A 23026-nucleotide genomic window follows, 5' to 3' on the forward strand; every position below is an offset into this window, starting at 1 on the left:
TGCTAGCCTGTCACCAGCTTAGGTCCGGACTTTTCGAGCACTGTGCGTTCGGAAGCAGTCCGGCCCTCAGGATGTAGGTCTTTATCATCAGACGAGAGCACTTCATCAGGCTCCCTGATGGGGAAAAGATGCGCCAGACGCTCAAGGGGCTGGGGACGGCTTATGAGGTAGCCCTGAAGTTCGTCGCATCCGATCTCCGTCAGGAATTCCTTCTGAAGTTCAGTTTCGACGCCTTCGGCTGTACAGGTCATGTTAAGCGCCTTGGCCAGTTGCAGCGTAGCTCTCGTAATCGCCCTGCTGTCATCACTGTGATCGATATCGGCAACGAAGCTCTTGTCGATCTTCAATTTGTCGAAAGGGAAACGCCGCAGATAGTTGAGCGACGAGAATCCTGTCCCAAAGTCATCCAGCGATATCCGGAGGCCAACCTCCTTCAACTGACGCAAGCGTTCAAGCGTGAAGTCGGTGTCGCTCATCAACACTGATTCCGTGATTTCAAGTTCGAGCCTCGATGGCTCGATCTGATTTGCCGCAAGACCATTCATGATCGTGGTCAGGAGGCTTGAGCTATGGATCTGCAGAGGTGAAATGTTCACCGCAACACGCATGTCATCCGGTAGCCGCCGGGCCGCACTCAAGGCTTCACGAAGGGCCCAGTCGCCCAGGCGCGTAATGATGCCGCTGTCCTCAGCATGCTGAATGAAGTTTCCGGGACCAATCATGCCACGGGTCGGATGTTTCCACCGTAGCAGTGTCTCGCAGCCGACGATCTTCCCTGTGCGAACACACATCTGTGGCTGGAAAAACATGAGAAGCTCATTGTTTTCTAGTGCGCGGTGAAGGTCCACCTCCGTTTCCCGGCGAAGACGGGCGCGCTCGGCAAGTTCCTGCGAAAACATACACCAGGTCCGCTTGCCGGCTTCCTTGGCCTGGTAGAGCGCAAGATCGGCATGCTTAAGCAGGGTCTGGATGTCCATATTGTGCTGCTCGATGACACGCACGCCTATGCTGGCACCGCAGTGCACCGTTGACCCCCAGATATCGTATGGGGAGTTCAGCAGCTCACTCATGCGCTTCACGAGCGTGAAGAGGTCTTCCTGGTCTTTGCATTCGACCAGAACAGCGAATTCGTCCCCGCCCAGACGTGCGACGACGTCTGCGCGGGGCGCGCTTCGGGTCAGGCGGGCCGCAACCTGACACAGGAGTTCATCACCGGCCGGGTGGCCGAGAGTGTCATTAACCCACTTGAAATTATCGAGGTCGAGCCACAACAGCGCGCGAGTGCATCCCGCTTCGACAGCTCTCAGCGATGCTTTTTCCAGGTGCTCGTGGAGACATGCGCGGTTCGGCAGCGACGTCAGAGGATCATAATGCGCCATGAAGGCAATCCGGTCCTCAATCGCTTTTGACTGAGAGATGTCGGACGCGACACCGCGAAACCCCAGGAAGTTGCCGCTTGGATCATAAATCGGCTTGCCCGTGAGCGACCACCAGGTGTCTACTTTGCCATCGACTTCCATGACAAGATCGCGAAAGCCCTGCTCCTCAGTAAGACACCGCACCAACGTGCGCTTGGTATCTGAGTCCTCAAACAGCGTGTCCAGGCGTATGCCTTTTGCCATGGCCTCAAACGTAGCGTTATCGCCGAGGGCCGGCATGGGGATTTCGACAAAGACACCATCGGTGTCAGTCTGCCACAGCCAATCGGAAGTACTCTCTTCAAAGTCCCGCAGGAGCAGACTGATCAGTTGCGCCTGCTGCTGGACCGCCACGCCACTCAAATGTTGCTCGACGAACTGACGATACGACCAGCGGATCGATATCCATAAGACACTCGCATAAACAATGGCGAGCACTGAGAGAAAATCGTTTCGCGGATCTTGTCCCAGCTGCAAACCCACAACGAAACCGATCGTTGTCGGGATCAGAAAAGCGAGCGCAGCTTCAGGAATACGGCTGATCAGAATGACGCCGCCAAACATCATCCCGGCAATAATAACGCTAACTGCAAGCTGGCTGGTATGATCAGCGAAGGGCATGATCAATAGGGGTAGTATCCCCCAAACCAGCCCCAGACACGACGCAAACCGTGTGAATCGATCGATACTTTGCTGCGTCCGGCGTGCCGAGATTGCCTGGCCGGGTTCGCGTTTTCTGGCCTTTGCCCGCGCGCGCATGTTGGCGACCAGCATGACGACAGTGCCGACCAGAAGCGTGAAGCTCCATATCCCCAGAAGACGATTGGCCGGGGTGTCCCAGAAGGACATGATCACAACAGCTGCGTTTATCAGGTTCGCCATAGCCATGACAGGCGTGAGGCGGCCGACAGTTTCCAGTTGCTTGACCCGTATTGTCGGTGCTTCTTCCTCAGGGACGTCAACCGGTGTCACAAGGCTTGCAATCGAATAGCTGTCGCTATTCTTTGCCTGCAGCGATTTAACCATCCGGAACTCCCCAAACCGATGGGTTCGGAGAGTTGCTTAACCGAAAACCGTGAACGCTGAGGCACCCTGAAAGATCAAATTTCAACTATCTGGCCGTTTCAGATCAATCGCACTAGGGTTCCACCATGGCTTCAAATTCCCTAATTCTTGCAATTGACCAAGGTACTACGTCCAGCCGCGCACTGATCTTCGATGAGCGTGGCCGTGTTGTGGGGGCGGCGCAATCCGAGTTCAATCAGCATTACCCCTCTTCCGGATGGGTTGAGCATGATCCAGAGGATATCTGGGCAACAACACTTCAAACGGCTCGAGAGGCCATCAAGGCTGCCGAGCAAAGCAACGGTGGAGAAGTGGTGTGCATCGGCATCACGAACCAGCGGGAAACCACACTTGCCTGGGACAGGACAACAGGAAAGCCCGTCTCTAACGCAATCGTCTGGCAGGATCGCCGAACTGCTCCAGCTTGCGTCGCTCTTCGCAAACAGGGCCTTCAGCAGGAAATCAGCGAGCGGACTGGCCTGACAATCGACCCATATTTCTCGGGCACGAAGCTGTCATGGATCCTGGAGAACGTCGAAGGGGCGAGAGCGCTTGCCGATCAGGGCAAACTCGCTTTCGGGACAGTCGATTCTTTTCTTATATACCGCCTTACAGGCGGACGCGTTCACGTCACAGACGAAACAAACGCCAGCCGCACCCTGCTTTATGATATCCGCAATGGGACCTGGGATAAGAGAATGCTCGACATTCTCGATATCCCTGAAAGTGTCTTGCCTGACATCCGTCCGAGCGCGGCTTTTTTTGGAGAAACAGCGCCGGAAATATTTGGGCGCCCCCTGCCAATTCTTGGAGTAGCCGGTGATCAGCAGGCCGCCGCGTTCGGGCAGGCCTGCTGGCGCCCCGGAATGATCAAGAGCACCTATGGAACCGGTTGCTTCCTGCTGGCAAGCACCGGCGACAATCTTCTGTATTCCAAGAGTGGCCTGCTCACGACGGTGTCATGCCGTATCGGAGATCAACGCCAGTTTGCAATGGAAGGATCGATATTTATTGCGGGCGCTGTGTCCCAATGGCTTCGCGATGAACTGAAGATCATTGAATCTGCTGAAGAAACAGAAGCCTTGGCCGCATCTCTTTTGGGGAATGAGGGCGTCTACCTTGTGCCGGCCTTCACTGGGCTCGGAGCGCCACATTGGGATGCCGGCGCCAGAGGAACCTTGTTCGGTCTAGCCCGCAATTCCGGACGAAATGTCATTGCTCGTGCGGCGCTGGAGTCGGTTGCGTATCAGACCCATGATCTGATTGCGTGTCTTGAACAAGATGGGCTTTCAGTCGAGACCATTCGCGTCGATGGCGGCATGGTTGAAAATAATTGGTTCCTGCAGTTTCTCGCAGATATCCTCAGTGTCCGTATCGACCGGCCCGAAATCATCGAGAGTACGGCCCGGGGGGCTGCATTTCTCGCCGGGCTCGAAGCTGGCATCTATTCCGATCTCGGAACTCTGGAAGCACTGTGGCAGGCTGATCGCAGCTTCACGGCGACTATCCCTGACAAGGACCGCCATCGCCTGATTTCTGGATGGGAAAAGGCGGTGAAAGCCACGCTCTACCACTCCGCATTGATGAATGGCGAAGCCTGACGTTCACAGGGGTAAAGGATGGTCGGAGCGGCGGGATTCGAACCCACGACCCCTTGTCCCCCAGACAAGTGCGCTACCGGGCTGCGCTACGCTCCGACGTGGTGTGCTTTAATCGTGCATGCGGGCGAATGCAATCGCCTCGACTGTGCCTCAGGCCGCTTTTGACAGCCGCGCTTTGTCGAGCCGTGCTTTTATGTCGACCAGGTCAGCCAGCATCGATTCAAGACGGCCTCTGGAATCGCCATCTTTCGAAAGCCCGCCCTCGCTTGCCCCAAACGCACTGCGGATGGTTTCCTGCAGTTCACGGGCGGGGCTGGTTGAGGGCGCTTCGGAGTTGTTGGCCGAGAGAATGGCCTGGCCGGCCAACACTTTCTCGATCCCCTGTTCATTGATCAGCTGCTGAGCGCCCTTGAGGGTCATTCCCCGCTCGTGAACGAGAAGCTGAATGGCACGTAGAGCTTCCATGTCCTCCGGCCGAAACATCCGCCGGCCGTCCGGACGCTTCATGGGCTTGAGGTATTTGGTGAACTTTCCTTCCCAGTATCTCAGGACATGAGGCTGCAGGCCGAGTTCATCAGCCGCCTCACCAATGGAACGATAGGCATCGGCGGACTTTTCGATACGCTTGGCAGCTGCAGACATGGGGGACTTCCTCTCTCGTCAATCTTCTGTTTCGACCTTGCTTTTCAGCATTGGAGAGGGCTTGAACGTGACCACGCGCCGCGCAGAGATCTTGGCTTCAACACCCGTCTTGGGGTTGCGCCCTGCCCTGGCGGATTTTTTCCGAACAACGAAATTCCCGAAACGTGAAAGCTTGACTTCGCTTTCGTGCTCCAGGCTCTTGCCGATCATATCGAGCATTCGATCCAAAATGTCGCCAGACTCCTGACGGGTCAGGCCGACCTCACGAACAATCGCATCGGCAAGTTCTACTCGAGTGATGGTTTTGCTGGTCACGTCATCAGCTCCTCTGGTTAACAGATACGGCTGATTTCTTAACGAAAGAATTACAGCCTGAAGAGAGAGGCACCCCACGAAAAGCCGCCGCCCATTGCTTCACTTAACACAAGATCTCCGGTTTTGATCCGCTTGTCGCTAATTGCCGTGTGCAGCGCGAGCGGAATTGATGCCGCAGATGTGTTTCCGTGCATCGCCACCGTAGACACGACCTTGCTTTCATCAAGCCCGAGACGTTTGGCAACACCGTTCAGGATCCGCTGATTGGCCTGATGGGGGACAAACCAGTCAACATCTTCAATCGTCTGTCCGGTCTGCTGCAGGACATGTTCGATGGCACTGGAAATATTCGTCACGGCATGCCGGAACACCTGATTGCCTTGCATGCGCACATGTCCGACCGTTCCGGTTGAAGACACGCCGCCATCAACATAAAGAAGGTTGCTCTTGGTGCCGTCAGTACGGATGTGATGAGCAATCACGCCCTCATGGTCTTCACCCTCAGCTGCTTGCAGGACAGCGGCCCCGCTGCCATCGCCGAAAAGCACGCACGTCGAGCGGTCTGACCAGTCGAGGATACGGGTGAAGGTCTCAGCGCCGATAACCAGCGCGGTCTTGAAAAGCCCCTGACGGAGCATGGAATCGGCGGTGGCCATGGCAAACAGGAAACCGGAGCAGACTGCCTGGACGTCGAAGGCCGCACCGGTCGTGATTCCAAGCTTGGCCTGAACAGCTGTCGCGGTTGCTGGAAAAGTCTGGTCCGGCGTTGTGGTCGCGAGGACAATCAGGTCGACGTCTGTGGCGGATATCCCAGCATTGGCCAAAGCATCTTTTGCGGCTTCTACTGCCAGATCAGACGTCAGTTCACCGTCTGCAGCGATGTGGCGTTGCCTGATGCCTGTACGCTCCTGAATCCACTCGTCGGACGTATCGACCATGCGGGCGAGATCTTCATTCGACAAAACACGGCTTGGCAAATAGGCTCCCGTGCCTCGGATAAAACTTTTCGTGGTCTTCATTACTCAACCGTTTCCGGGGCGATCCCGAGTTGGGATACACGTTTCAAGCCCGAGGAGACTTCTTCCATATAGTGACTGTTTGCAAGATCAGCAGCCAGCTTGACCGCTGTGGCATAGCCCTCCGCATCTGTTCCACCATGACTTTTGACGATAACGCCATTGAGCCCCAGCAGCACGCCGCCATTCACGCTGGAGGGATTCAGCTTGGTTTTCAATTCGCGCAGTCCCGAAGACGCCAGGGCAGCCCCCGCTTTTGACAGCAGGCTCGATGTAAGAGCCTCCCGGATATAGCGGGACACCAGACGCGCCGTGCCTTCGGCGGTCTTCAGCGCGACATTGCCTGTGAATCCATCCGTAACAATGATGTCGACCACGCCCATGGAGATGTCGTTACCTTCCACATAGCCCTTGAAGTCGACGCCGATATCGCGCGTCCGCATGATTTCGCCGGCAAACTTCACCGCATCCCTGCCCTTCTCGTCCTCTGCGCCGATATTCAGGAGCCCAACAGTGGGTCTTTCGATTCCGAACACAGCCCGGGCATACGATTCTCCCATCACGGCGAATTCGACAAGTTGGTCGGCGTCGGCGTCGAGGTTGGCACCGACATCGAGAACGACCGAGCGACCCTTGAGGGTCGGCCACAGCGCCGTCATTGCCGGGCGATGGACGCCGGACATCCTGCGCAGACTCATCATGGCCATCGCCATTAGCGCGCCTGTATTGCCGGCAGAAACGCCAGCGGCCGCGTCTCCCTGCTTCACCGAATCGATCATGCCCCACATGCTCGTCGTCTTGCCTTTGCGCAACGCCGAGGACGGCTTTGCGCTCATGCTTACGACGTCGGGATGATCGATCAGGGAGCATTGACCGGTTAGTTTGTGAGCCTGCACAAGCGGCGCCATTCTCTCCTGCTGACCATGCAGGAGGAAATGCACATCAGACCGATTCCTGCAAAAGAGTTCGAGGCCCTCCATGACCACTTCAGGGGCGGCGTCGCCGCCCATCGCATCAATCGATAGAGTAATCGAGGACATCAGCTGCTCTTGCCGGCTTCTGGGTAGCCGGAAACTAAGCATCCGCTGTGCTGTGCGCAACTCACCGAACACAATCGCGCTGCTTCCGGGTTAGCAATCACCATGGCAGCTGCCCGGTCAGAATATCGTCATGGGTCGCTTCTGACAGCGCCACAGCATCCTCGAGAAGCGTCTTGGCAATCTTGTCAGCTCCGGCACCTGACGCAATTGCGTTTCTCTCAATTGTTTGGGTAAGCGCACTCCCTGGGTCAGGCGAACCGAGCGCAAGAGCGACTGCTTGGCCAACTCCAACGAAGGTCTCACCCATCTTGCGAATCTTGCGTGCAATGGAGGCATCCCCGACCCCGGTTTCACGCAGGGCTGCATCGAAAGAGTCAAAAATTTTATCGTTAAGTAGCCTGGAAAGATCTCGCCCCTCGGTACCGGCCTTCTCAAGCCGAGGCAGCAAAAGCCCCGAATACAGCGCAATGGCATGGAACCGGCCTTCCAGCGTGTCGGGTATCAGGCCTTCACCATACAAGTCAGGCGTGCGGGCTTTTTCGACAACAGAGTGGTGAAGCCGCTGGGCGCTCTGTCTCAGCTTATTGTTATCTGATCGCATGAATCGCTTCAGCCAGCTCACTTCTGCGCTCCGTAACTTGCCAATCCGAGGATCTGGCCTGTAATCGAGAGTGAACAGGAAGGAAAGCCACATGAGCAAACCGATCATCGCTGCAACACTTGCGCTGGCCTGCCTTACGACAACGGGCTGCATTTCATCTGTGAAAGCCTATCATGGCTACGCGCCCGACGAAGTAAGCCCTAGTAATATCGAGCCGGGCCTCGATACACGTTCCAGCGTCCTGGCACAGCTTGGCTCGCCTAGCACTGAAAGCGTATTTGACGACAACACCTGGATGTACATCACGACAATCCAGGAACGCTTCGCCTTTTTCCGACCCAAGATTTCAACGCGAACCGTGACGGCGATCCGATTTAGCGATGAGGACGTGGTGGATGAGGTGCTGAAGTATAATCAGGATGACGGCCAGGTGATCAATTACGCATCGCGCGAAACGCCGACACGCGGTCGCGAGCTTGGTCTCTGGGAACAGATCTTCGGGACGGTTGGACAGGTTGCCCTGCCCGCCACTGATGAACGCACACCAGGCAATCCGACCGGACGGCGTTAAATCAACTCTTCTCCCCCGACACACTAAAAAAAGACCCCCGGTTTCGGCCGGGGGTCTTCGTTTTTTATGCTTTGGCTGGCGAAATCAGATATGCGCCAGGACCGCCAGCATCAGAAGCGCCACGATGTTCGTGATCTTGATCATCGGGTTCACAGCGGGACCTGCCGTATCCTTGTAAGGATCACCAACAGTATCGCCCGTCACGGCAGCCTTGTGGGCTTCCGAGCCTTTGCCGCCATGATTGCCATCCTCGATATACTTTTTCGCATTATCCCAGGCGCCGCCACCAGACGTCATCGAGATCGCCACGAAAAGGCCGGTCACGATCACACCAAGCAGCATGGCACCAACAGCAGCAAGTGCCGATGAAGGGCCCGCGATGAGCCAGATAATGCAGAATAGAACAATCGGCGACAGCACGGGCAGCATGGACGGAATAATCATTTCCCGGATGGCTGCCTTGGTCAGAAGATCGACGGCCTTGGTATAATCAGGCTTGACCTCGCCCTTCATGATCCCCGGCATCTCACGGAACTGCCGGCGAACTTCCTCAACAACGGATTGAGCTGCACGGCCCACAGCCATCATCGACATGCCGCCGAAGAGGAACGGCAGAAGCCCACCGAAAAGAAGGCCTACAACGACATAAGGATTGGCAATCGAGAAGTTCACGACACCGACATTGGCGAAGAAGCTTCCCGGCTCCGCATTTTCACTGAAGAATTTCACATCCTCATTATAGGCAGCGAACAGCACCAGAGCGCCGAGCCCCGCTGACCCGATGGCATAGCCCTTGGTCACAGCCTTGGTCGTATTACCAACCGCGTCGAGTGCATCCGTTGTGTCACGCACTTCGCTCGGAAGCTCAGACATTTCGGCAATACCCCCAGCGTTGTCCGTCACTGGACCGAAGGCATCGAGCGCCACGATCATGCCGGCAAGTGCGAGCATCGTCGTGGTCGCGATGGCAATGCCGTAGAGCCCAGCCAGATTGAAGGTCAGAATGATCCCGGCAATGATCGTGATGGCTGGCAGCGCCGTGGACTCCAGTGAGACAGCCAAGCCTTGAATGACGTTCGTGCCATGGCCCGATTCCGATGACTTCGCCACGGACCGGACCGGACGATAGCCCGTACCGGTATAATACTCCGTGATCACAACGATCAGTGCGGTAACGGCCAACCCCGCAACGCCACAGAAGAACAGGTCGAGACCGGTTACTTCTCCCGTCAGGCCAAGCTGTGCAGCGGCATCCTCAAGGACGCCGAACCCATTCGGCAGGCCCCACTTGATGGCGATGGCAAGACCGATGAGTGAGAATATGCCGGTGGCAATGAGGCCCTTGTAGAGTGCCCCCATAATGTTTGTGGAGCCCTTCCCGAGCTTCACGAACCAGGTCCCCGCAATCGAGGCCAGGATGCACACCGCACAGATCGCCAGGGGCAGCAGCATGATCGATCCGAGATAACCAAGTCCGCCAAAGTAGATCGCCCCCAGAACCATGGTCGCAACGATGGTCACGGCGTAGGTTTCAAACAGGTCAGCGGCCATACCGGCGCAATCACCGACATTGTCACCGACATTATCTGCGATCGTAGCTGCGTTGCGCGGGTCATCCTCCGGAATACCGGCTTCGACCTTGCCAACCATGTCGCCGCCAACATCGGCACCCTTGGTGAAGATGCCGCCACCAAGACGGGCGAAGATGGAAATAAGCGAAGCGCCGAAACCGAGCGCAACGAGACCATCGACAACCGAGCGGTCATTCGGAGCGAACCCGACAAGTCCTGTCAGAATGCCGTAATAAACAACCACGCCGATCAGCGCGAGACCTACGACCAGCAGGCCGGTAACGGCGCCGGACTTGAAGGCCATATCCAGCCCCCCCGCGAGGCTTTTGCTCGCAGCCTGAGTGGTGCGGACATTCGCCTGCACAGAGACTTTCATCCCGATGAAGCCGGCTGCGCCAGACAGTACGGCACCAATCACGAAGCCAAGCGGAACCTCCCAGCTTCTGAATGCAATGAACAGAAGCACCACGACACCAACGCCAACCATGGCGATGGTCCTGTACTGGCGATTGAGATAAGCGTTTGCGCCTTCCTGAATCGCCGCGGCGATCTCTCTCATCCGGTCCGTACCGGAATCGGCCTTCATGATGGAATTCGACTGTAGCCAGCCAAATATCACGGCTGCGATCCCCGCAACCAGTGCAATCCAAAACCATAGGGTCATTACTGCCCGTCCTCCCTTTCGGCTGATTCTGTATGCAAAATTGCGGATCAGCCTTTTTTGCTAGTGATAAATCACTGCCAAAAGGGAGGCCTTTAAGCAAGCAGCTTCAAGGCCAGTGGAATTTCCAGCGCCTATTTCTGGTGTCTGTATCCGGAAAAACCAGGAAGCTCGACTGGATCACCATGAAGAAATAGAGCGACCTCCTGTCCCTGAAGAACAGTCCCGATTCGGGCCATGCCGACGTTTGTTGAGGCTGCTGCCGCTTCGAATTCCTGTATTGCCGCGTCCGACACTGTGAGGAGTGTCTGATAATCGTCGCCACCGGTCGCCAGCGCCAGCATCCTCTCCAGGGGCGGATTCCTCTCGGGCCACGGGACATGGCCAAGCTCAATCTGCAGGGAGACGTTACTGGCGTGACTGATATGCTGTGCCTCTGCAATAAGGCCATCAGAGATATCAATCGAGGCGCTGGCAAAGCGTGAGACCAGGTCCGCCAAGGCCAGACCCGGCAAATCCGGCACTCTGAAGTGGTCAGCATAGCGGCTCGATGTTCCGGCTTTGGCGTCTTCGTAACCGCAGAGGCCTGCGCCAACCAGCCCGGTGGCATAGATTGCGTCCCCTGCCATTGCCCCTGACCGGAGAACCGGGCCGTTCTCGGCAATTCCCGTCAGAGCCAGAGAGATCACCAGCGGACCTGGCGTTGAAACAAGGTCACCGCCGATCAGGTCGACGCCCCAGAAACTCAGGTCTTCACCAAACCCTGTGCAGAAGCGCTGGAAGTGCTGCTCGGAGAACCATGCAGGGACGGCAATAGACATAAGCGCCTGGCATGGACGGGCACCTTTACACAAAATGTCCGAGACATTGACCCGAAGCAGCTTCTTCGAAAGCGTCTCAGGCGGGTCAGTCTTGAAGAAATGAACGCCTTCAACCAGCGTATCGAGCGTTGCAATCGTGGCGGGGCTATCGGCCTGAATCTGTAACAGGCCAACATCGTTTTCCAGCCCCATCGCATCTGGACTGGTTGCAATCGGCTTGAGATATCTGTCGATCCAATCGAATTCTGACACGCCACGCCCTCCGGCTATTGCGTGGCGCGGAGATCCTTCGCCACGTTTTCCAGGACCGCATTGACGAAATTCGCCTCGGATTTCTCGAAGAAATCATGCGCAAGGGAGACATATTCGTCGAGGATCACGGCGTTCGACAACTCCTGATGCTCGATCAGCTCAGCGGCAGCTGCACGAAGGATGGCTCGGGTGGTGGAGTCGAGACGTGAGAGTTTCCAGCCTTTCGAAAGACGTGCCAGAATGGCTGCATCGACCTTTGACTGGTTTTCGATTACGGCATTTACGACAAATTTGAACAGGTCCGGATCGGCCTCCTCGATCGGCTCTTCATCAGGTCCAAAACCGAGACGGTCCTCCATGAATTCCCGCACGACTGCCTTGCCGCTCTGCCCGGTCTGCTCCATCTGATAGAGCGCCTGAACAGCCGCAAGACGCGCACCGGCCCGGCGCGCGCGAATGACTTCGAAGGGGAGCTTCTGGCTCTCGATCATCTGACGAATTTCTTTCGTAGTTTGAGCATCGCAAGACAGGCTTCTGCTGCGTCACGGCCCTTGTTTTTCTGCTTCCGGTCAGCGCGAGCCATGGCCTGCGCCTCATTTTCCACAGTCAGAATCCCATAACCGATTGCGAGCCGGCGTTCGAGCGCAAGACTCATAAGACCGCGGGCACTCTCTCCGCAAACATAATCGTAATGGCTTGTCTCTCCCCGAATAACGCAGCCAAGGGCAATGTAGCCATCGTACTGCGCGCTATCCGCGGCCATCGCAATAATGCCCGGCACCTCAAAGGCCCCCGGTACTTCAATGACTTCGGTCGAGACATCTTCATCCGCCAGCGCCTCCATCACGCCGGCTTCGAGCTCCCTGGAGATATGCTCGTAATAACGGGATGTCGCGATCAGTATCCGGTGGGCCATTCTAGTCTTTATCCTTTGTCAGAGGCTGCCAGCCATCAATACTCAGTCCATACCCCTCCAGCCCCGCGACACGCGTCGGCTTGGTATCGGACAGAAAAACCATTCGGCGGACGCCGAGCTCACGGAGAATCTGCGCCCCGACGCCATATTCCCGCAGCGGCGTATGGGATTCTTCCCCGTCATTTGTCTTCAGGCCGAGACGTGCAGCCAGGGAATTCGGCCGCATCGTATTCACAAACACGACGACGCCGGCTTGCTCCGATTGTGCGATAATCTTCATCGCTCTCTCGACAAGGTTTGCCCTCGGCCCCTTTTCACCGAGAATGTCGGCGAGCACATCTGTTCGATGCACTCGAACTAGGACGGTCTCATCGGGATCAATCGTGCCATGAACGATCGCAATGTGCTCGGAGTTGTCCAGAGCATTCCGGAATACGACGGACTTGAACCCGTTCCCATATTCGCTGTCCAGAGGCGCTTCGACACGCCGCTCCAGATAACGGTCATTCTGGCGGCGCCAGGCGATCAGGTCGGCAATTGTCCCGATCTTGAGCCCATGGAGTTGCGCAAAGGATACGAGCTCCGGCAGGCGGGCCATTGTGCCGTCATCATTCATGATTTCGCAGATGACGCCGGCTGGGAAGAGCCCGGAGAGACGAGAAATGTCGACCGCTGCCTCGGTATGCCCGGCCCGCACGAGTGTACCACCATCGCGCGCGACGAGCGGGAATACGTGGCCCGGTGAAACGATATCGTGATGGTCCTTGGTCGGGTCGATTGCGACGCCGACCGTGCGCGCACGGTCGGCGGCCGAAATACCGGTCGTCACGCCTTCCTTCGCCTCGATCGAGACGGTGAATGCAGTCTGCATGCTTTCGCGATTATCCCGCGCCATCATGTCGAGATTGAGTGTCTTGGCGCGTTCCCGCGTCATGGCGAGGCAAATCAGGCCGCGGCCGTGCTTGGCCATGAAGTTCACGGCTTCCGGCGTGGCAAAACTCGCAGGGATGACGAGGTCGCCCTCATTCTCGCGATCCTCAGCATCGACGAGGATGAACATTCTTCCGTTGCGGGCGTCCTCGATGATTTCATCGATCGAGGAAATTGCGGCGTGGATATCGTCGGTCATTCGGCTACCTTCTGTCCCGGCATGTCGGTGCCGATCATCCGCGCCACGTAGCGCGCCAGCATATCCACCTCAAGATTGACCCTGCGGCCCACCTGCAATTGCCCAAGCGTTGTCACCTCCCAGGTGTGCGGAATAATAGCGACTTCGAAGTCCCCATTATCACGCGCCAGTGCCACGGTGAGCGACACGCCATCAATCGCGACAGAGCCCTTGGTCGCGAAGTAGCGAGCAAGATCACCCGGCGGGCGGATTGTCACGCGATGGCTTTGGCTTTCATCCGCGATTTCCACGACCTCACCAAGCCCGTCGACGTGCCCAAACACGAAGTGTCCACCAAGCTCGGCACCAAGTTTCAATGAAAGCTCGAGATTGAGCGTGTCGCCCTTGCCGACACTTCCGAGCATTGTACGAGAGAGCGTTTCCGGAACGGCTTCGACGTCGAACCAGCTACCGCCGTCACACTCGCCGAATTCGACCACGGTCAGGCACACGCCCGAGTGCATGATGGATGCACCCATCGATATGTCCTCAACCGGATAGCTGGAACGGACTCTCATGCGGCGCAGCCCATTCCGGTCTTCTGCGCTTTCGATTGTTCCGATATCGGTGACCAGACCAGTAAACATTTCTACCCTCCTGCGGGGCATATAGGCAGCGGCACGGCTTCAGCCAATCAGTCACGTAAAGTCAACGCGGACTCGATGATCAGGCCTTGAGCCACGTTTCAAGAATATCGCCACCCACGGCTTCAGTTGAGGATAACGTCCAATGACTTGCAGCATCGATCGAACTAAGCCCCAAAGGCGCTATCGCTGGTATGCCGTCTCCTCCCAGGAGGATCGGCGCGCGAAACCATTCAATCCTCTCCACCAGCCCTGCCCCGACAAAGCTGGCCGCGAGCTGACCGCCACCTTCCAGGAAGATACGGTCAAGTGACTCCGCCCGAGCGCGGCGCAGCAGTTCGGCAGGTGATACCCGCCCCTTACCGTCACCGACTGGCCAGAATTGGAGATCCCCGGGATAGGATGCCTCTGGTGTTGTGGCAGTCTCGGCATGCGCTATCACCACACGCCCCGTGGCCGTCGATTGCACCAGCCTGGATTCGGCAGGGGTCCTCAACCGGCTATCAGCCACGATTCGGACAGGCTGCTTCTCTGGCAAAGGAACCGTGCGGGCTGTGAGCAGAGGGTCATCAGCAACAACCGTTCCTACGCCAACCAGAACAGCATCATGAGCCGCGCGCATTTCATGAGCCTTCGCGCGCGCCTCCGGCCCTGTAATCCACTGGCTGACGCCATTGGACAACGCAATGCGGCTGTCCAGCGACGTCGCGATCTTGAGCGTCACGGTCGCACGGGCGGTCACTCTTCGATGTTTCCCTCTTCAAGGGCCGACGTTTCTATGAAGCGGGCAAAGTCGCTCGGATCCTTGAAATCCTTGTAGACGCTCGCATAACGGACATAGCCGACAGGGTCGACCGTCTTGAGCGACTCCATAACGAGATCTCCGATTTCGGCAGACGTCACCTCAGTCTCTCCGCTGCTTTCCAGCTTGCGGACAACACCTGAGACCAGGCGCTCAACATTCTCGTCCCCCACAGCACGCTTTCTCAGCGCTATCGTGATCGACTTGGCAACCTTGTCCCGATCAAAGAGCGCGCGCTTGCCATCTCTCTTGACGACAACGATTTCGCGAAGCTGCACGCGCTCGAATGTCGTGAAGCGACCACCACAGACCTCACAGGCCCGTCGGCGGCGTACGGCCGTATTGTCTTCGGCTGGACGTGAGTCCTTAACGGCGGTGTTGTCTGCAGTGCAAAACGGACACTTCACCTTATGCCCCCAGACCACCGTAGATCGGGAACCGTGCGGTGAGCGCCTTCACTTCTTCCCGGACACGTCCTTCGACACCTTCAGATTCGCCCTGGGCAACGGCATCTACGATTTCGCCGATCCAGCGACCAATCTGCCGGAACTCGGCTTCACCGAATCCACGGGTCGTTCCCGCCGGTGATCCGACGCGGATACCGCTGGTTACCATGGGCTTCTCTGGATCGAAGGGAACGCCGTTCTTGTTACAGGTAATGAACGCCCGGCCGAGGGCGCTTTCAGCGTCTCGTCCGGTCACACCTTTTGGCCTCAAGTCGATAAGGGCGACATGGGTGTCAGTCCCGCCAGACACGAGATCCAGACCACACTCCTTGGCGGCGGAGGCCATCGCGCGGGCGTTTTCCACGACCCGGGCCGCGTAAGACTTGAATTCGGGCGTGAGCGCTTCACCAAAAGCGACAGCCTTGGCAGCGATAACGTGCATCAACGGCCCGCCTTGAATCCCCGGGAATACCGCTGAATTCACTTTCTTGGCGATGGTTTCGTCATTCGTGAGAACCATGCCGCCCCGAGGCCCACGAAGGGTCTTGTGCGTGGTGGTCGTCGCAACGTCGGCATAATCTAGCGGGTTGGGATGGACATCACCCGCCACCAGCCCCGCAAAGTGGGCCATATCAACCAGGAAATAGGCGCCAAACTCGTCGGCAATTTCACGAAATTTCTTGAAGTCGATCTGGCGCGGATAGGCCGACCCGCCGGCAATGATCAGCTTGGGCTTATGCTCTCGTGCCAGATCTCGCACCTGATCAAAGTCGATGAGATGATCGCTCTCTCTTACCCCATACTGAATGGCGTTGAACCATTTTCCCGACTGATTCGGCTTTGCGCCGTGAGTAAGATGGCCGCCAGCATCGAGGCTCATGCCCAAGATCGTATCACCCGGCTTTATCAGCGCCTGAAATACGGCCTGATTTGCCTGACTTCCTGAGTTCGGCTGAACGTTGGCAAAGTCGCAATCGAACAGCGCTTTTGCACGATCAATGGCCAGATTCTCGGCAACGTCGACAAACTGGCAACCGCCATAGTAGCGCTTGCCCGGATAGCCTTCGGCATACTTGTTCGTGAGAATTGAGCCTTGAGCCTCAAGCACGGCCTTTGACACAATATTCTCCGACGCGATGAGCTCGATTTCATGCTGCTGGCGCTCCTGCTCCTTGCTGATCGCTTCAGCTAGAGCGGGATCACTATCCTCAACGCCAGCCGTAAAAAAGCGTCCAGCGTCAAATTGCGTCGCGGGAGACGTATCGGGCATATGCAATTTCCTCGTAGCAGCTCTGACGCCGGTTTAAGTGGCTTGAGCAAACACGGCAAGGTGACGCGTCACCATGTCCCGTGATTCAATGACACAAGCCATCTTTTCTAAGACTCCGAATACTGTAGTAAGGAAACGGGACGACGCTATGAATATCTGTATAAGCTGGGTTTTCGGACAAAAATCGCTGAGTATTGGGGGCTAGATTCTATGGCAGGGGATGAGAACAAACTGTTGCTGGAGCTTACGACTGAAGTTGTATCGGCGTACGTCGCGAAGAACCCCATGCAACAGCAGCAGCTTCCAGAGATTATCCGGGAGGTGCACACAATCCTCCAGAGCCTGTCTGGTGACACTCAGCCATCAGTTTCAACGGGCAAGCCGGCAGTGCCCCCAGCCAAGTCAGTTACGCCCGATTTTCTCATCTGCCTGGAAGACGGTCGAAAGTTGAAAATGCTGAAGCGCTATTTGCGCAATCGCTACGGGCTCTCTCCGGACGAATACCGGGATAAATGGGGACTTGCACCGGATTACCCGATGGTCGCCCCGAACTATGCCGCGAAGCGATCCGAATTCGCCAAGAAAATAGGCCTCGGTCGCAAGCCTGGTGCAAAAGTCGGCTAGGCAGCCTGTTCTTCGAGGCCGAGCTGCTTCCAGACCGCCAGAATAGCCGACACAAGCTCATCCATCATCACTTCGTCATGTACCGGCCCGGGGGTAAAACGCAGGCGTTCCGTGCCCCGCGGCACTGTCGGATAGTTGATCGGCTGAACATAGATTCCAAAGTCGAACAGCAGCGTGTCGGAGAGCGCCTTGCACTTTTCAGGATCACCGACCAGAAGCGGCACAATGTGCGTGACACTATCCATGACGGGCAACCCTGCCTGACGGAACTTCTCCTTGAGCAAGGCGGCTTTCGCCTGATGGTCAGCCCGAAGTTGGCGGCCTTCGTCACTACGGAGCTTCCGGATGCTGCGCAGTGCGCCAGCGGCCATGACGGGGCATGTAGACGTCGTGAAGATGAAGCCCGATGCCATCGAACGGATTGCGTCAATGATCGTCTCATGCGCAGCGATGTAGCCGCCCATGACACCATAGGCCTTGCCGAGCGTACCTTCGATGATATCGACGCGGTCCATCAGACCGTCGCGTTGAGCAACGCCCGCCCCCTCTTCTCCATACATGCCAACGGCATGGACTTCGTCGAGATAAGTTAGCGCATCGAATTCATCGGCGAGGTCGCAATATGCTTCTATGGGACCGATATCGCCGTCCATCGAGTAGACACTTTCGAACGCGATGAGCTTGGGACGATCCGGATCGTCATTCTCTATCAATGCGCGCAGATGCTCTACGTCATTATGACGGAAGATGCGCCGGTCTGCACCGGAGCGGCGAATGCCTTCGATCATCGATGCGTGGTTCAACTCATCGGAATAAATGATCAGGCCCGGAAGAATCTTTCCCAGCGTCGAAAGTGTAGCCTCATTGGCGACATAGCCGGATGTGAACAGCAGGGCGCCCGACTTGCCATGAAGCTCGGCGAGTTCGTTCTCAAGATCGACGTGGAAGCGCGTCGTGCCCGAAATATTACGAGTACCGCCAGAGCCGGCGCCGAAGCTATCGATCGCATCATGCATGGCCTGAAGGACATCGGCATCCTGGCCCATGCCGAGATAGTCATTCGAGCACCAAACGGTAATCTCGCGCTCGCCATCTTCAAACCGCGCAGTCGCTTTCGGGAAACGGCCCCGGTGACGGTGGAGGTCAACAAAGACGCGGTACCGGCCCTCCTCATGAATTGTGGAGAGGGCGTCCTCGAATGCCTTGATATGCTTCATATCACTCGGTTCCCTTGCAAGGGGCTTCGTTGTTGCGGGCTATATGGCAAACGGACGAAGTCGTATCCATAGGTGTTTGTGCGTAGGCCGCAAATGTCGCAGTCAGACTGCATTACACATCGTAGCCGGGAAGCTCGCGATCAAGTTTGCGCTTCAGCCCTGGCCAGATCAGTTTTTCTGTCAGCGTTTCCATTCCGGTGCCTCCCTGACCGGCGACCTTTTCCTGAATGTCACGTCCGCATTCAAGAACATTCTCGCGGCCTCCGGAAAGCGCCATGACCTGCATCTTGCAGGCACGTTCCAGGAAGAACATTTTGGTGAACGCCATGGAGGCGGTCGTCCCGCAGGTCAGCGTTCCGTGGTTACGTAGAAGCATCGTTGACTTTTCCGGTCCCAGATCGGCCACAAGCCTTTCCCGTTCGTCGAGGTCCAAGGCAATGCCTTCATAGTCGTGATAGGCAAGATCTTCCCGGACAATCATGGCCGTCTGCGAGACCGGCAGCAGGCCTTCTTTCTGTGCTGAGACAGCGACGCCCTGGTCAGTGTGCAAGTGCATCACGACGTTTGCGTCTTCCCGATTCGCGTGGATAGCGGAGTGAATCGTAAAACCGGCCGGATTGATGAAATACGGTGTGTCCATCACGATCTGGCCTTCGAGATCGACTTTCACCAGCGACGAGGCGGTGATCTCGTCGAAGAACATCCCATAAGGATTGATCAGGAAGTGATGTTCCGGACCAGGCACGCGGTGGGAGATATGTGTGAAGATCATGTCGTCCCAGCCATGCAGGGCTACGAGACGATAAAGCATCGCGCAGTCGACCCGGGCTTTCCACTCCTCTGCCGAAACGGCGTCCTTCACAGTGATCGTCTTCATATCGTCCGGCATGCGGTCCTCCTGAAATTTGTCTTTTGCCAGCATACAGGAAAACCGGTACCTGACGCCAGTGTCACGTAACTCATAGCTTGACGCTGAAGATACCGGGGCTGACATGGGCGCCATGAAAATTCAGATCTCGTTCAGGGCCTCACGCAGGCCCGAGGCTCAGGAAGCGCTGCAGCGGCTCACGAAACGCTATGGCCAGTGTCCTGAAGAAGACGCCGAAGTTATCGTGGCTTTAGGCGGCGACGGCTCAATGCTGGAAGCCATGCGTCGCCGTTTTGATGACCGTAAGCCTGTCTACGGAATGAACCGGGGCACCGTCGGATTCCTCATGAACGATTTCGATGAGGAGGATCTTTACGAGCGTATCAACAAGGCGTCAAAGGCAACACTCCTGCCCCTGCGCATGATCGCAACCGATGTTCATGGGGAGCGCTATGAACGCCTGGCCATCAACGAGGTCTCGCTGTTTCGTGAGACCGCCCAAAGCGCAAAGCTCCGGATACAGGTGGACGGTCGCGAACGAATGAGCGAGCTCACCTGTGACGGCATCATGGTGGCCACACCAGCCGGCTCAACAGCGTACAATCTCTCGGCCCACGGCCCGATCATGCCGATCGGGGCCAATCTTCTGGCATTGACGCCAGTTAGCGCATTCCGGCCTCGACGCTGGAGAGGCGCCCTGCTGCGTCATGATGCAAAAGTCGAATTTGAGATTGTTGAGCCTAACCGCCGCCCCGTTGCAGCCGCAGCCGATAATCAGGAAGTCCGTGACATTGCACATGTCAGCGTCCTTGAGGATCGCTCCAAGCCGCTTACGATGCTCTTCGATCCGGGCCACGCGCTCGATGAGCGCATTCTCCGGGAACAGTTCGCCTTCTGATCAGACGCCCTGGAACCCCTCGACTTCGCGTCGTTGCTTCTCGCCCTGGTCCAGACCCAGCATCAGCACCACAGCGGACGCTACGAAGACCGAGGAGTAGGTGCCGATGATGACACCAAAAATAAGCGCAAAACTCATCCCGCTGAGTACCGTGCCGCCGAAGAGGTAAATACTGAACAGTGCCAGCAATGTCGTGCCGGACGTCAGAAGGGTCCGAGAAAGTGTCTGGTTGATTGCAAGGTCGATAACCTTCGCCGGCTCCATTTTCTTGTATTTGCGCGCTTCCTCACGCACGCGGTCAAAGACGATCACAGTGTCATTCATGGAATAACCGACAATCGTCAGAAGCGCGGCAATGGTAGAAAGATTGAATTCGAACTGGGTCAGCGCAAACATGCCCATGGTGATAAGCACATCGTGAAATAGCGCGGCAACAGCACCCACAGCGTACTTCCACTGAAACCGTACCGAAATATACAGCATCATCAGCGCGAGCGCGACGCCCAGGGCAATAAGACCACTGCGCAAGAGTTCGCTGGAAACTTTAGGGCCAACCGCGGCACTGCTTCGAATGTTGACGCCGGGAAACGCCTCTTCAAGCGCGGAGCGAACCTCATTATTGGCCGTTTGCTGAGCTGACTCCTGATCGCCATCTTCGGGGTCCTGCGTCGCAAACCGGATGACAATAACCTCAATGGCATCAACCCCGGTACCACGCGCGGCGTTGACCTGTACTTCGCCCAGGCCAAGATCACCCACGACCTGACGGACGTCCTGCTCATTCACACCCTCAGGCTGCTCGATCTCGATGACGGAGCCGCCCGCAAAGTCGATCCCGAAATTCAGGCCCTTCGTGAAAATCAGTGTGAAAGAGGCCGCAATCAGGATCAGGGAGAACAGGAACGCCGGAAAGCGTAACGCCATGAAGCTGAGATTCGTGCGCTGAGGCCAATATTGCAGAAGCATGTTTCTCTCCTCAGATCGCTAGCCGGCGCGGCTTCATGGTCTTCAGCCACATGGCCGTGAACCAACGCGTCACAACGAAGGCGGTAAACACCGACGTGACGATGCCGATTGCGAGGGTAACAGCAAAGCCCTTCACCGGGCCCGATCCCAGCATGTAAAGGATTGCCGCAGCAATGAAGGTTGTAATGTTCGCGTCCAGGATCGTCGCAAGGGCGCGCTCATAGCCTGCAATGACAGCCGTGGCCGGAGACCGGCCGGACCGTTGCTCTTCCCGAATACGCTCGAAAACGATCACGTTGGCATCGACGGCCATACCGATCGTCAGCACGATCCCGGCGATACCAGGCAGTGTTAGCGTAGCACCGAGACCGGACAGAGCGCCAAGGATAAGGACGATATTCGCAAACAGCGAGCCCACGGCAAATCCGCCAACGAGTCCGTAAGCCAGAATCATGAAGACGGCCACGAGAACAAGCCCAATGATACTCGCCCGTGTACCCGCTTTGATGGAGTCAGCCCCGAGGCCCGGGCCCACCGTCCGCTCTTCAATGAAGTTCAGTTTTGCAGGCAGCTCACCGGCCTCGATGATTGCGGCCAGGTCTTGGGCTTCCTGCATAGTGAACTGGCCAGTGATCTGAACATTTCCACCCCAGATGGGTTCGTTGATGCGCGGCGCCGACATGACCCGTCCATCGAGGACGATCGCAAAGACCTCGCCGCGATTATTGGCTGTCGTGCGGCCAAACCGCTCAGCGCCGCCACCCGAAAGGCGGAAATCGACGGCGGGCGAATTGTCATCGGGGTCTCGCCCCTGATTGGCGGTTGCAATATCACTGCCTGTGACGACGGGCGTGCGATTAACCAGTAGAGGCATGCCATTGTCGTCTTCCAGCAGCTCCCAGCCCGGCCGCGGGCGGGCAGCCTGAGCAGCGCGGATCGCAGACGGATCCGAATTGGCCATATTGAAAGTCATGCGACCAGCTTGGCTCAGGATATCCTTGATGCGTCGTGGATCTGCCTCGCCGGGCGCTTCGATAACGATACGGGTCTCGCCCTGAGGCGTAATCCCGATTTCACTGACCCCATCGGGATCGAGTCGCCGGCGGATGATTTCGATCATCTTTTCCTGAGCGTCGGACGCCAGCGCATTCATCGCATCGTCGGAAACCCGAACCTCAATCTGCCGCTCACCATTGCGCTCAATGGTCAACACTTTCTGTCCGCCCACGGCCCCAATTGTTGGGTTGATCCGCCGCAGGCGCCTGATCGCATCGTCCATGTCTTCCGCATTATTGAGCGTGATCGGAAGGCGGGTGCCCTGCTGTTCTGGCTGAGGCCGCTTGATGATCGGTTGCTGATTGAGCACCTGCACAATATCGGCCTGAATCGTCTCGAGCCGGTTGGCTGCAACCTCTTCAGGATCAATTTCGGTGAGCAGATAGACACCGCCTTGCAGGTCCAGGCCCAGATTTACCTTGCTGGTGGGAAGAAAGCTGGGCCACCAGGAACTCTCGGCCTCCGCCATCTGCTGCTCATACTGGGCAACTGACTGAGCATCGTTGGCACCGGTATCGACCGGTTCAATTCCGAGAAAACCGTCACTGAACGCATTCGGCAGTGCAAGCAGGCCTCCCCAAAGAAGAACGATGGCAATGAGAGCGACTTTCCAGCCCGGAAAATTCAGCATGGTGGC

The 23026-nt window shown here is 57.0% G+C and carries 23 protein-coding genes and 1 tRNA gene; 4 read left to right on the forward strand and 20 right to left on the reverse strand.

The annotated features are described in order from the left end of the window. Window positions 1–2: 2 nt before the first annotated feature. Window positions 3–2267 (reverse strand): EAL domain-containing protein, encoded by a 2265-nt coding sequence (locus tag Q1K29_RS05405; protein ID WP_300392838.1) that lies wholly within the window; start codon window positions 2265–2267, stop codon window positions 3–5. Between the two features lie 302 nt (window positions 2268–2569). On the opposite strand from Q1K29_RS05405, the gene glpK reads away from it, so the two are divergent. After that, the gene (gene glpK, locus Q1K29_RS05410; protein ID WP_300391941.1) at window positions 2570–4084 is read left to right on the forward strand and encodes a glycerol kinase GlpK; all 1515 of its coding nucleotides are present in this window, start codon (window positions 2570–2572) and stop codon (window positions 4082–4084) included. 19 nt (window positions 4085–4103) lie between these two features. Here the strand turns inward: glpK and Q1K29_RS05415 are convergent. The 6 genes from Q1K29_RS05415 to Q1K29_RS05440 form a co-directional block, all read right to left on the reverse strand. Continuing rightward, window positions 4104–4180 (reverse strand) — tRNA-Pro (locus Q1K29_RS05415). Between the two features lie 54 nt (window positions 4181–4234). Continuing rightward, entirely contained in the window at window positions 4235–4726 is a 492-nt protein-coding gene (locus Q1K29_RS05420) for a MerR family transcriptional regulator (protein ID WP_300391942.1), read from the reverse strand. A gap of 18 nt (window positions 4727–4744) precedes the next feature. Continuing rightward, window positions 4745–5041, reverse strand: a complete 297-nt coding sequence (locus Q1K29_RS05425; protein WP_300391943.1) for an integration host factor subunit alpha — start codon at window positions 5039–5041, stop codon at window positions 4745–4747. Between the two features lie 50 nt (window positions 5042–5091). Then, on the reverse strand, window positions 5092–6060 hold the full coding sequence (locus Q1K29_RS05430) for a beta-ketoacyl-ACP synthase III (RefSeq protein ID WP_300391944.1): 969 nt from the start codon (window positions 6058–6060) through the stop codon (window positions 5092–5094). After that, window positions 6060–7097: a phosphate acyltransferase PlsX gene (plsX, locus tag Q1K29_RS05435; protein ID WP_300391945.1), complete on the reverse strand. Its 1038-nt coding sequence runs from the start codon at window positions 7095–7097 to the stop codon at window positions 6060–6062. Before plsX ends, Q1K29_RS05430 begins: the two co-directional genes overlap by 1 nt. Window positions 7098–7194: 97 nt before the next feature. After that, window positions 7195–7719, reverse strand: a complete 525-nt coding sequence (locus Q1K29_RS05440; RefSeq protein WP_300391946.1) for a ubiquinol-cytochrome C chaperone family protein — start codon at window positions 7717–7719, stop codon at window positions 7195–7197. Between the two features lie 70 nt (window positions 7720–7789). Here Q1K29_RS05440 and bamE point away from each other — a divergent pair, with 70 nt between their 5' ends. Then, the gene (gene bamE / locus Q1K29_RS05445) at window positions 7790–8269 is read left to right on the forward strand and encodes an outer membrane protein assembly factor BamE (RefSeq protein ID WP_300391947.1); all 480 of its coding nucleotides are present in this window, start codon (window positions 7790–7792) and stop codon (window positions 8267–8269) included. Window positions 8270–8353: 84 nt separating this feature from the next. Here the strand turns inward: bamE and Q1K29_RS05450 are convergent, their stop codons facing one another. The 9 genes from Q1K29_RS05450 to glyA all read right to left on the reverse strand — a co-directional run bounded on the left by Q1K29_RS05450 (window position 8354) and on the right by glyA (window position 16760). Beyond that, on the reverse strand, window positions 8354–10504 hold the full coding sequence (locus tag Q1K29_RS05450; RefSeq protein ID WP_300391948.1) for a sodium-translocating pyrophosphatase: 2151 nt from the start codon (window positions 10502–10504) through the stop codon (window positions 8354–8356). A gap of 131 nt (window positions 10505–10635) precedes the next feature. Next, complete coding sequence (gene thiL, locus Q1K29_RS05455; protein ID WP_300391949.1) at window positions 10636–11574, reverse strand: thiamine-phosphate kinase; 939 nt, start codon at window positions 11572–11574, stop codon at window positions 10636–10638. Between the two features lie 14 nt (window positions 11575–11588). After that, window positions 11589–12065, reverse strand: a complete 477-nt coding sequence (nusB, locus tag Q1K29_RS05460; protein WP_300391950.1) for a transcription antitermination factor NusB — start codon at window positions 12063–12065, stop codon at window positions 11589–11591. Further along, window positions 12062–12490 (reverse strand): 6,7-dimethyl-8-ribityllumazine synthase, encoded by a 429-nt coding sequence (ribH, locus tag Q1K29_RS05465; protein ID WP_300391951.1) that lies wholly within the window; start codon window positions 12488–12490, stop codon window positions 12062–12064. Before ribH ends, nusB begins: the two co-directional genes overlap by 4 nt. 1 nt (window position 12491) lies before the next feature. After that, window positions 12492–13619: a 3,4-dihydroxy-2-butanone-4-phosphate synthase gene (gene ribB, locus Q1K29_RS05470; protein ID WP_300391952.1), complete on the reverse strand. Its 1128-nt coding sequence runs from the start codon at window positions 13617–13619 to the stop codon at window positions 12492–12494. Continuing rightward, entirely contained in the window at window positions 13616–14245 is a 630-nt protein-coding gene (locus Q1K29_RS05475; RefSeq protein ID WP_300391953.1) for a riboflavin synthase, read from the reverse strand. The genes ribB and Q1K29_RS05475 overlap by 4 nt, the downstream gene beginning before the upstream one ends. 79 nt (window positions 14246–14324) lie before the next feature. Then, on the reverse strand, window positions 14325–14984 hold the full coding sequence (locus tag Q1K29_RS05480) for a RibD family protein (protein WP_300391954.1): 660 nt from the start codon (window positions 14982–14984) through the stop codon (window positions 14325–14327). After that, on the reverse strand, window positions 14981–15451 hold the full coding sequence (gene nrdR / locus Q1K29_RS05485) for a transcriptional regulator NrdR (protein ID WP_300391955.1): 471 nt from the start codon (window positions 15449–15451) through the stop codon (window positions 14981–14983). The genes Q1K29_RS05480 and nrdR overlap by 4 nt, the downstream gene beginning before the upstream one ends. A 1-nt stretch (window position 15452) precedes the next feature. Further along, window positions 15453–16760, reverse strand: coding sequence for a serine hydroxymethyltransferase (glyA, locus tag Q1K29_RS05490; protein WP_300391956.1), 1308 nt, complete (start codon window positions 16758–16760; stop codon window positions 15453–15455). Between the two features lie 210 nt (window positions 16761–16970). Between glyA and Q1K29_RS05495 the strand changes: the two genes are divergently transcribed. Then, a complete protein-coding gene (locus tag Q1K29_RS05495; protein WP_300391957.1) occupies window positions 16971–17384 on the forward strand; it encodes a MucR family transcriptional regulator in 414 nt (137 codons plus the stop codon). Here Q1K29_RS05495 and hemA read toward each other — a convergent pair. Together hemA and Q1K29_RS05505 are read right to left on the reverse strand one after the other, a co-directional pair. Then, a complete protein-coding gene (gene hemA / locus Q1K29_RS05500; RefSeq protein WP_300391958.1) occupies window positions 17381–18601 on the reverse strand; it encodes a 5-aminolevulinate synthase in 1221 nt (406 codons plus the stop codon). The genes Q1K29_RS05495 and hemA overlap by 4 nt on opposite strands. A gap of 112 nt (window positions 18602–18713) precedes the next feature. Then, window positions 18714–19490 (reverse strand): class II aldolase/adducin family protein, encoded by a 777-nt coding sequence (locus Q1K29_RS05505; RefSeq protein WP_300391959.1) that lies wholly within the window; start codon window positions 19488–19490, stop codon window positions 18714–18716. 112 nt (window positions 19491–19602) lie between these two features. Between Q1K29_RS05505 and Q1K29_RS05510 the strand changes: the two genes are divergently transcribed. After that, entirely contained in the window at window positions 19603–20367 is a 765-nt protein-coding gene (locus tag Q1K29_RS05510) for an NAD kinase (protein ID WP_300391960.1), read from the forward strand. Here the strand turns inward: Q1K29_RS05510 and secF are convergent, their stop codons facing one another. Both secF and secD read right to left on the reverse strand, forming a co-directional pair. Continuing rightward, a complete protein-coding gene (gene secF / locus Q1K29_RS05515) occupies window positions 20368–21333 on the reverse strand; it encodes a protein translocase subunit SecF (RefSeq protein ID WP_300391961.1) in 966 nt (321 codons plus the stop codon). Window positions 21334–21343: 10 nt separating this feature from the next. Next, the gene (gene secD, locus Q1K29_RS05520; RefSeq protein WP_300391962.1) at window positions 21344–23020 is read right to left on the reverse strand and encodes a protein translocase subunit SecD; all 1677 of its coding nucleotides are present in this window, start codon (window positions 23018–23020) and stop codon (window positions 21344–21346) included. Between the last annotated feature and the right edge of the window lie 6 nt (window positions 23021–23026).

This window comes from Henriciella sp. (assembly GCF_029937755.1).
Taxonomy (GTDB): domain Bacteria; phylum Pseudomonadota; class Alphaproteobacteria; order Caulobacterales; family Hyphomonadaceae; genus Henriciella.

Bases quoted from the DNA above. Each gene is read 5' to 3' on its own strand.
- glpK (WP_300391941.1), top strand. From the start codon at position 2,570: ATGGCTTCAAATTCCCTAATTCTTGCAATTGACCAAGGTACTACGTCC.
- Q1K29_RS05510 (WP_300391960.1), top strand. From the start codon at position 19,603: ATGAAAATTCAGATCTCGTTCAGGGCCTCACGCAGGCCCGAGGCTCAG.
- Q1K29_RS05420 (WP_300391942.1), bottom strand. From the start codon at position 4,726: ATGTCTGCAGCTGCCAAGCGTATCGAAAAGTCCGCCGATGCCTATCGT.
- secD (WP_300391962.1), bottom strand. From the start codon at position 23,020: ATGCTGAATTTTCCGGGCTGGAAAGTCGCTCTCATTGCCATCGTTCTT.
- secF (WP_300391961.1), bottom strand. From the start codon at position 21,333: ATGCTTCTGCAATATTGGCCTCAGCGCACGAATCTCAGCTTCATGGCG.
- glyA (WP_300391956.1), bottom strand. From the start codon at position 16,760: ATGCCCGATACGTCTCCCGCGACGCAATTTGACGCTGGACGCTTTTTT.
- Q1K29_RS05505 (WP_300391959.1), bottom strand. From the start codon at position 19,490: ATGCCGGACGATATGAAGACGATCACTGTGAAGGACGCCGTTTCGGCA.
- Q1K29_RS05475 (WP_300391953.1), bottom strand. From the start codon at position 14,245: ATGTTTACTGGTCTGGTCACCGATATCGGAACAATCGAAAGCGCAGAA.
- Q1K29_RS05405 (WP_300392838.1), bottom strand. From the start codon at position 2,267: ATGTCCTTCTGGGACACCCCGGCCAATCGTCTTCTGGGGATATGGAGC.
- ribB (WP_300391952.1), bottom strand. From the start codon at position 13,619: ATGACCGACGATATCCACGCCGCAATTTCCTCGATCGATGAAATCATC.
- Q1K29_RS05430 (WP_300391944.1), bottom strand. From the start codon at position 6,060: ATGAAGACCACGAAAAGTTTTATCCGAGGCACGGGAGCCTATTTGCCA.
- nusB (WP_300391950.1), bottom strand. From the start codon at position 12,065: ATGATCGAGAGCCAGAAGCTCCCCTTCGAAGTCATTCGCGCGCGCCGG.
- ribH (WP_300391951.1), bottom strand. From the start codon at position 12,490: ATGGCCCACCGGATACTGATCGCGACATCCCGTTATTACGAGCATATC.
- hemA (WP_300391958.1), bottom strand. From the start codon at position 18,601: ATGAAGCATATCAAGGCATTCGAGGACGCCCTCTCCACAATTCATGAG.
- Q1K29_RS05450 (WP_300391948.1), bottom strand. From the start codon at position 10,504: ATGACCCTATGGTTTTGGATTGCACTGGTTGCGGGGATCGCAGCCGTG.
- Q1K29_RS05495 (WP_300391957.1), top strand. From the start codon at position 16,971: ATGGCAGGGGATGAGAACAAACTGTTGCTGGAGCTTACGACTGAAGTT.
- bamE (WP_300391947.1), top strand. From the start codon at position 7,790: ATGAGCAAACCGATCATCGCTGCAACACTTGCGCTGGCCTGCCTTACG.
- plsX (WP_300391945.1), bottom strand. From the start codon at position 7,097: ATGTCCTCGATTACTCTATCGATTGATGCGATGGGCGGCGACGCCGCC.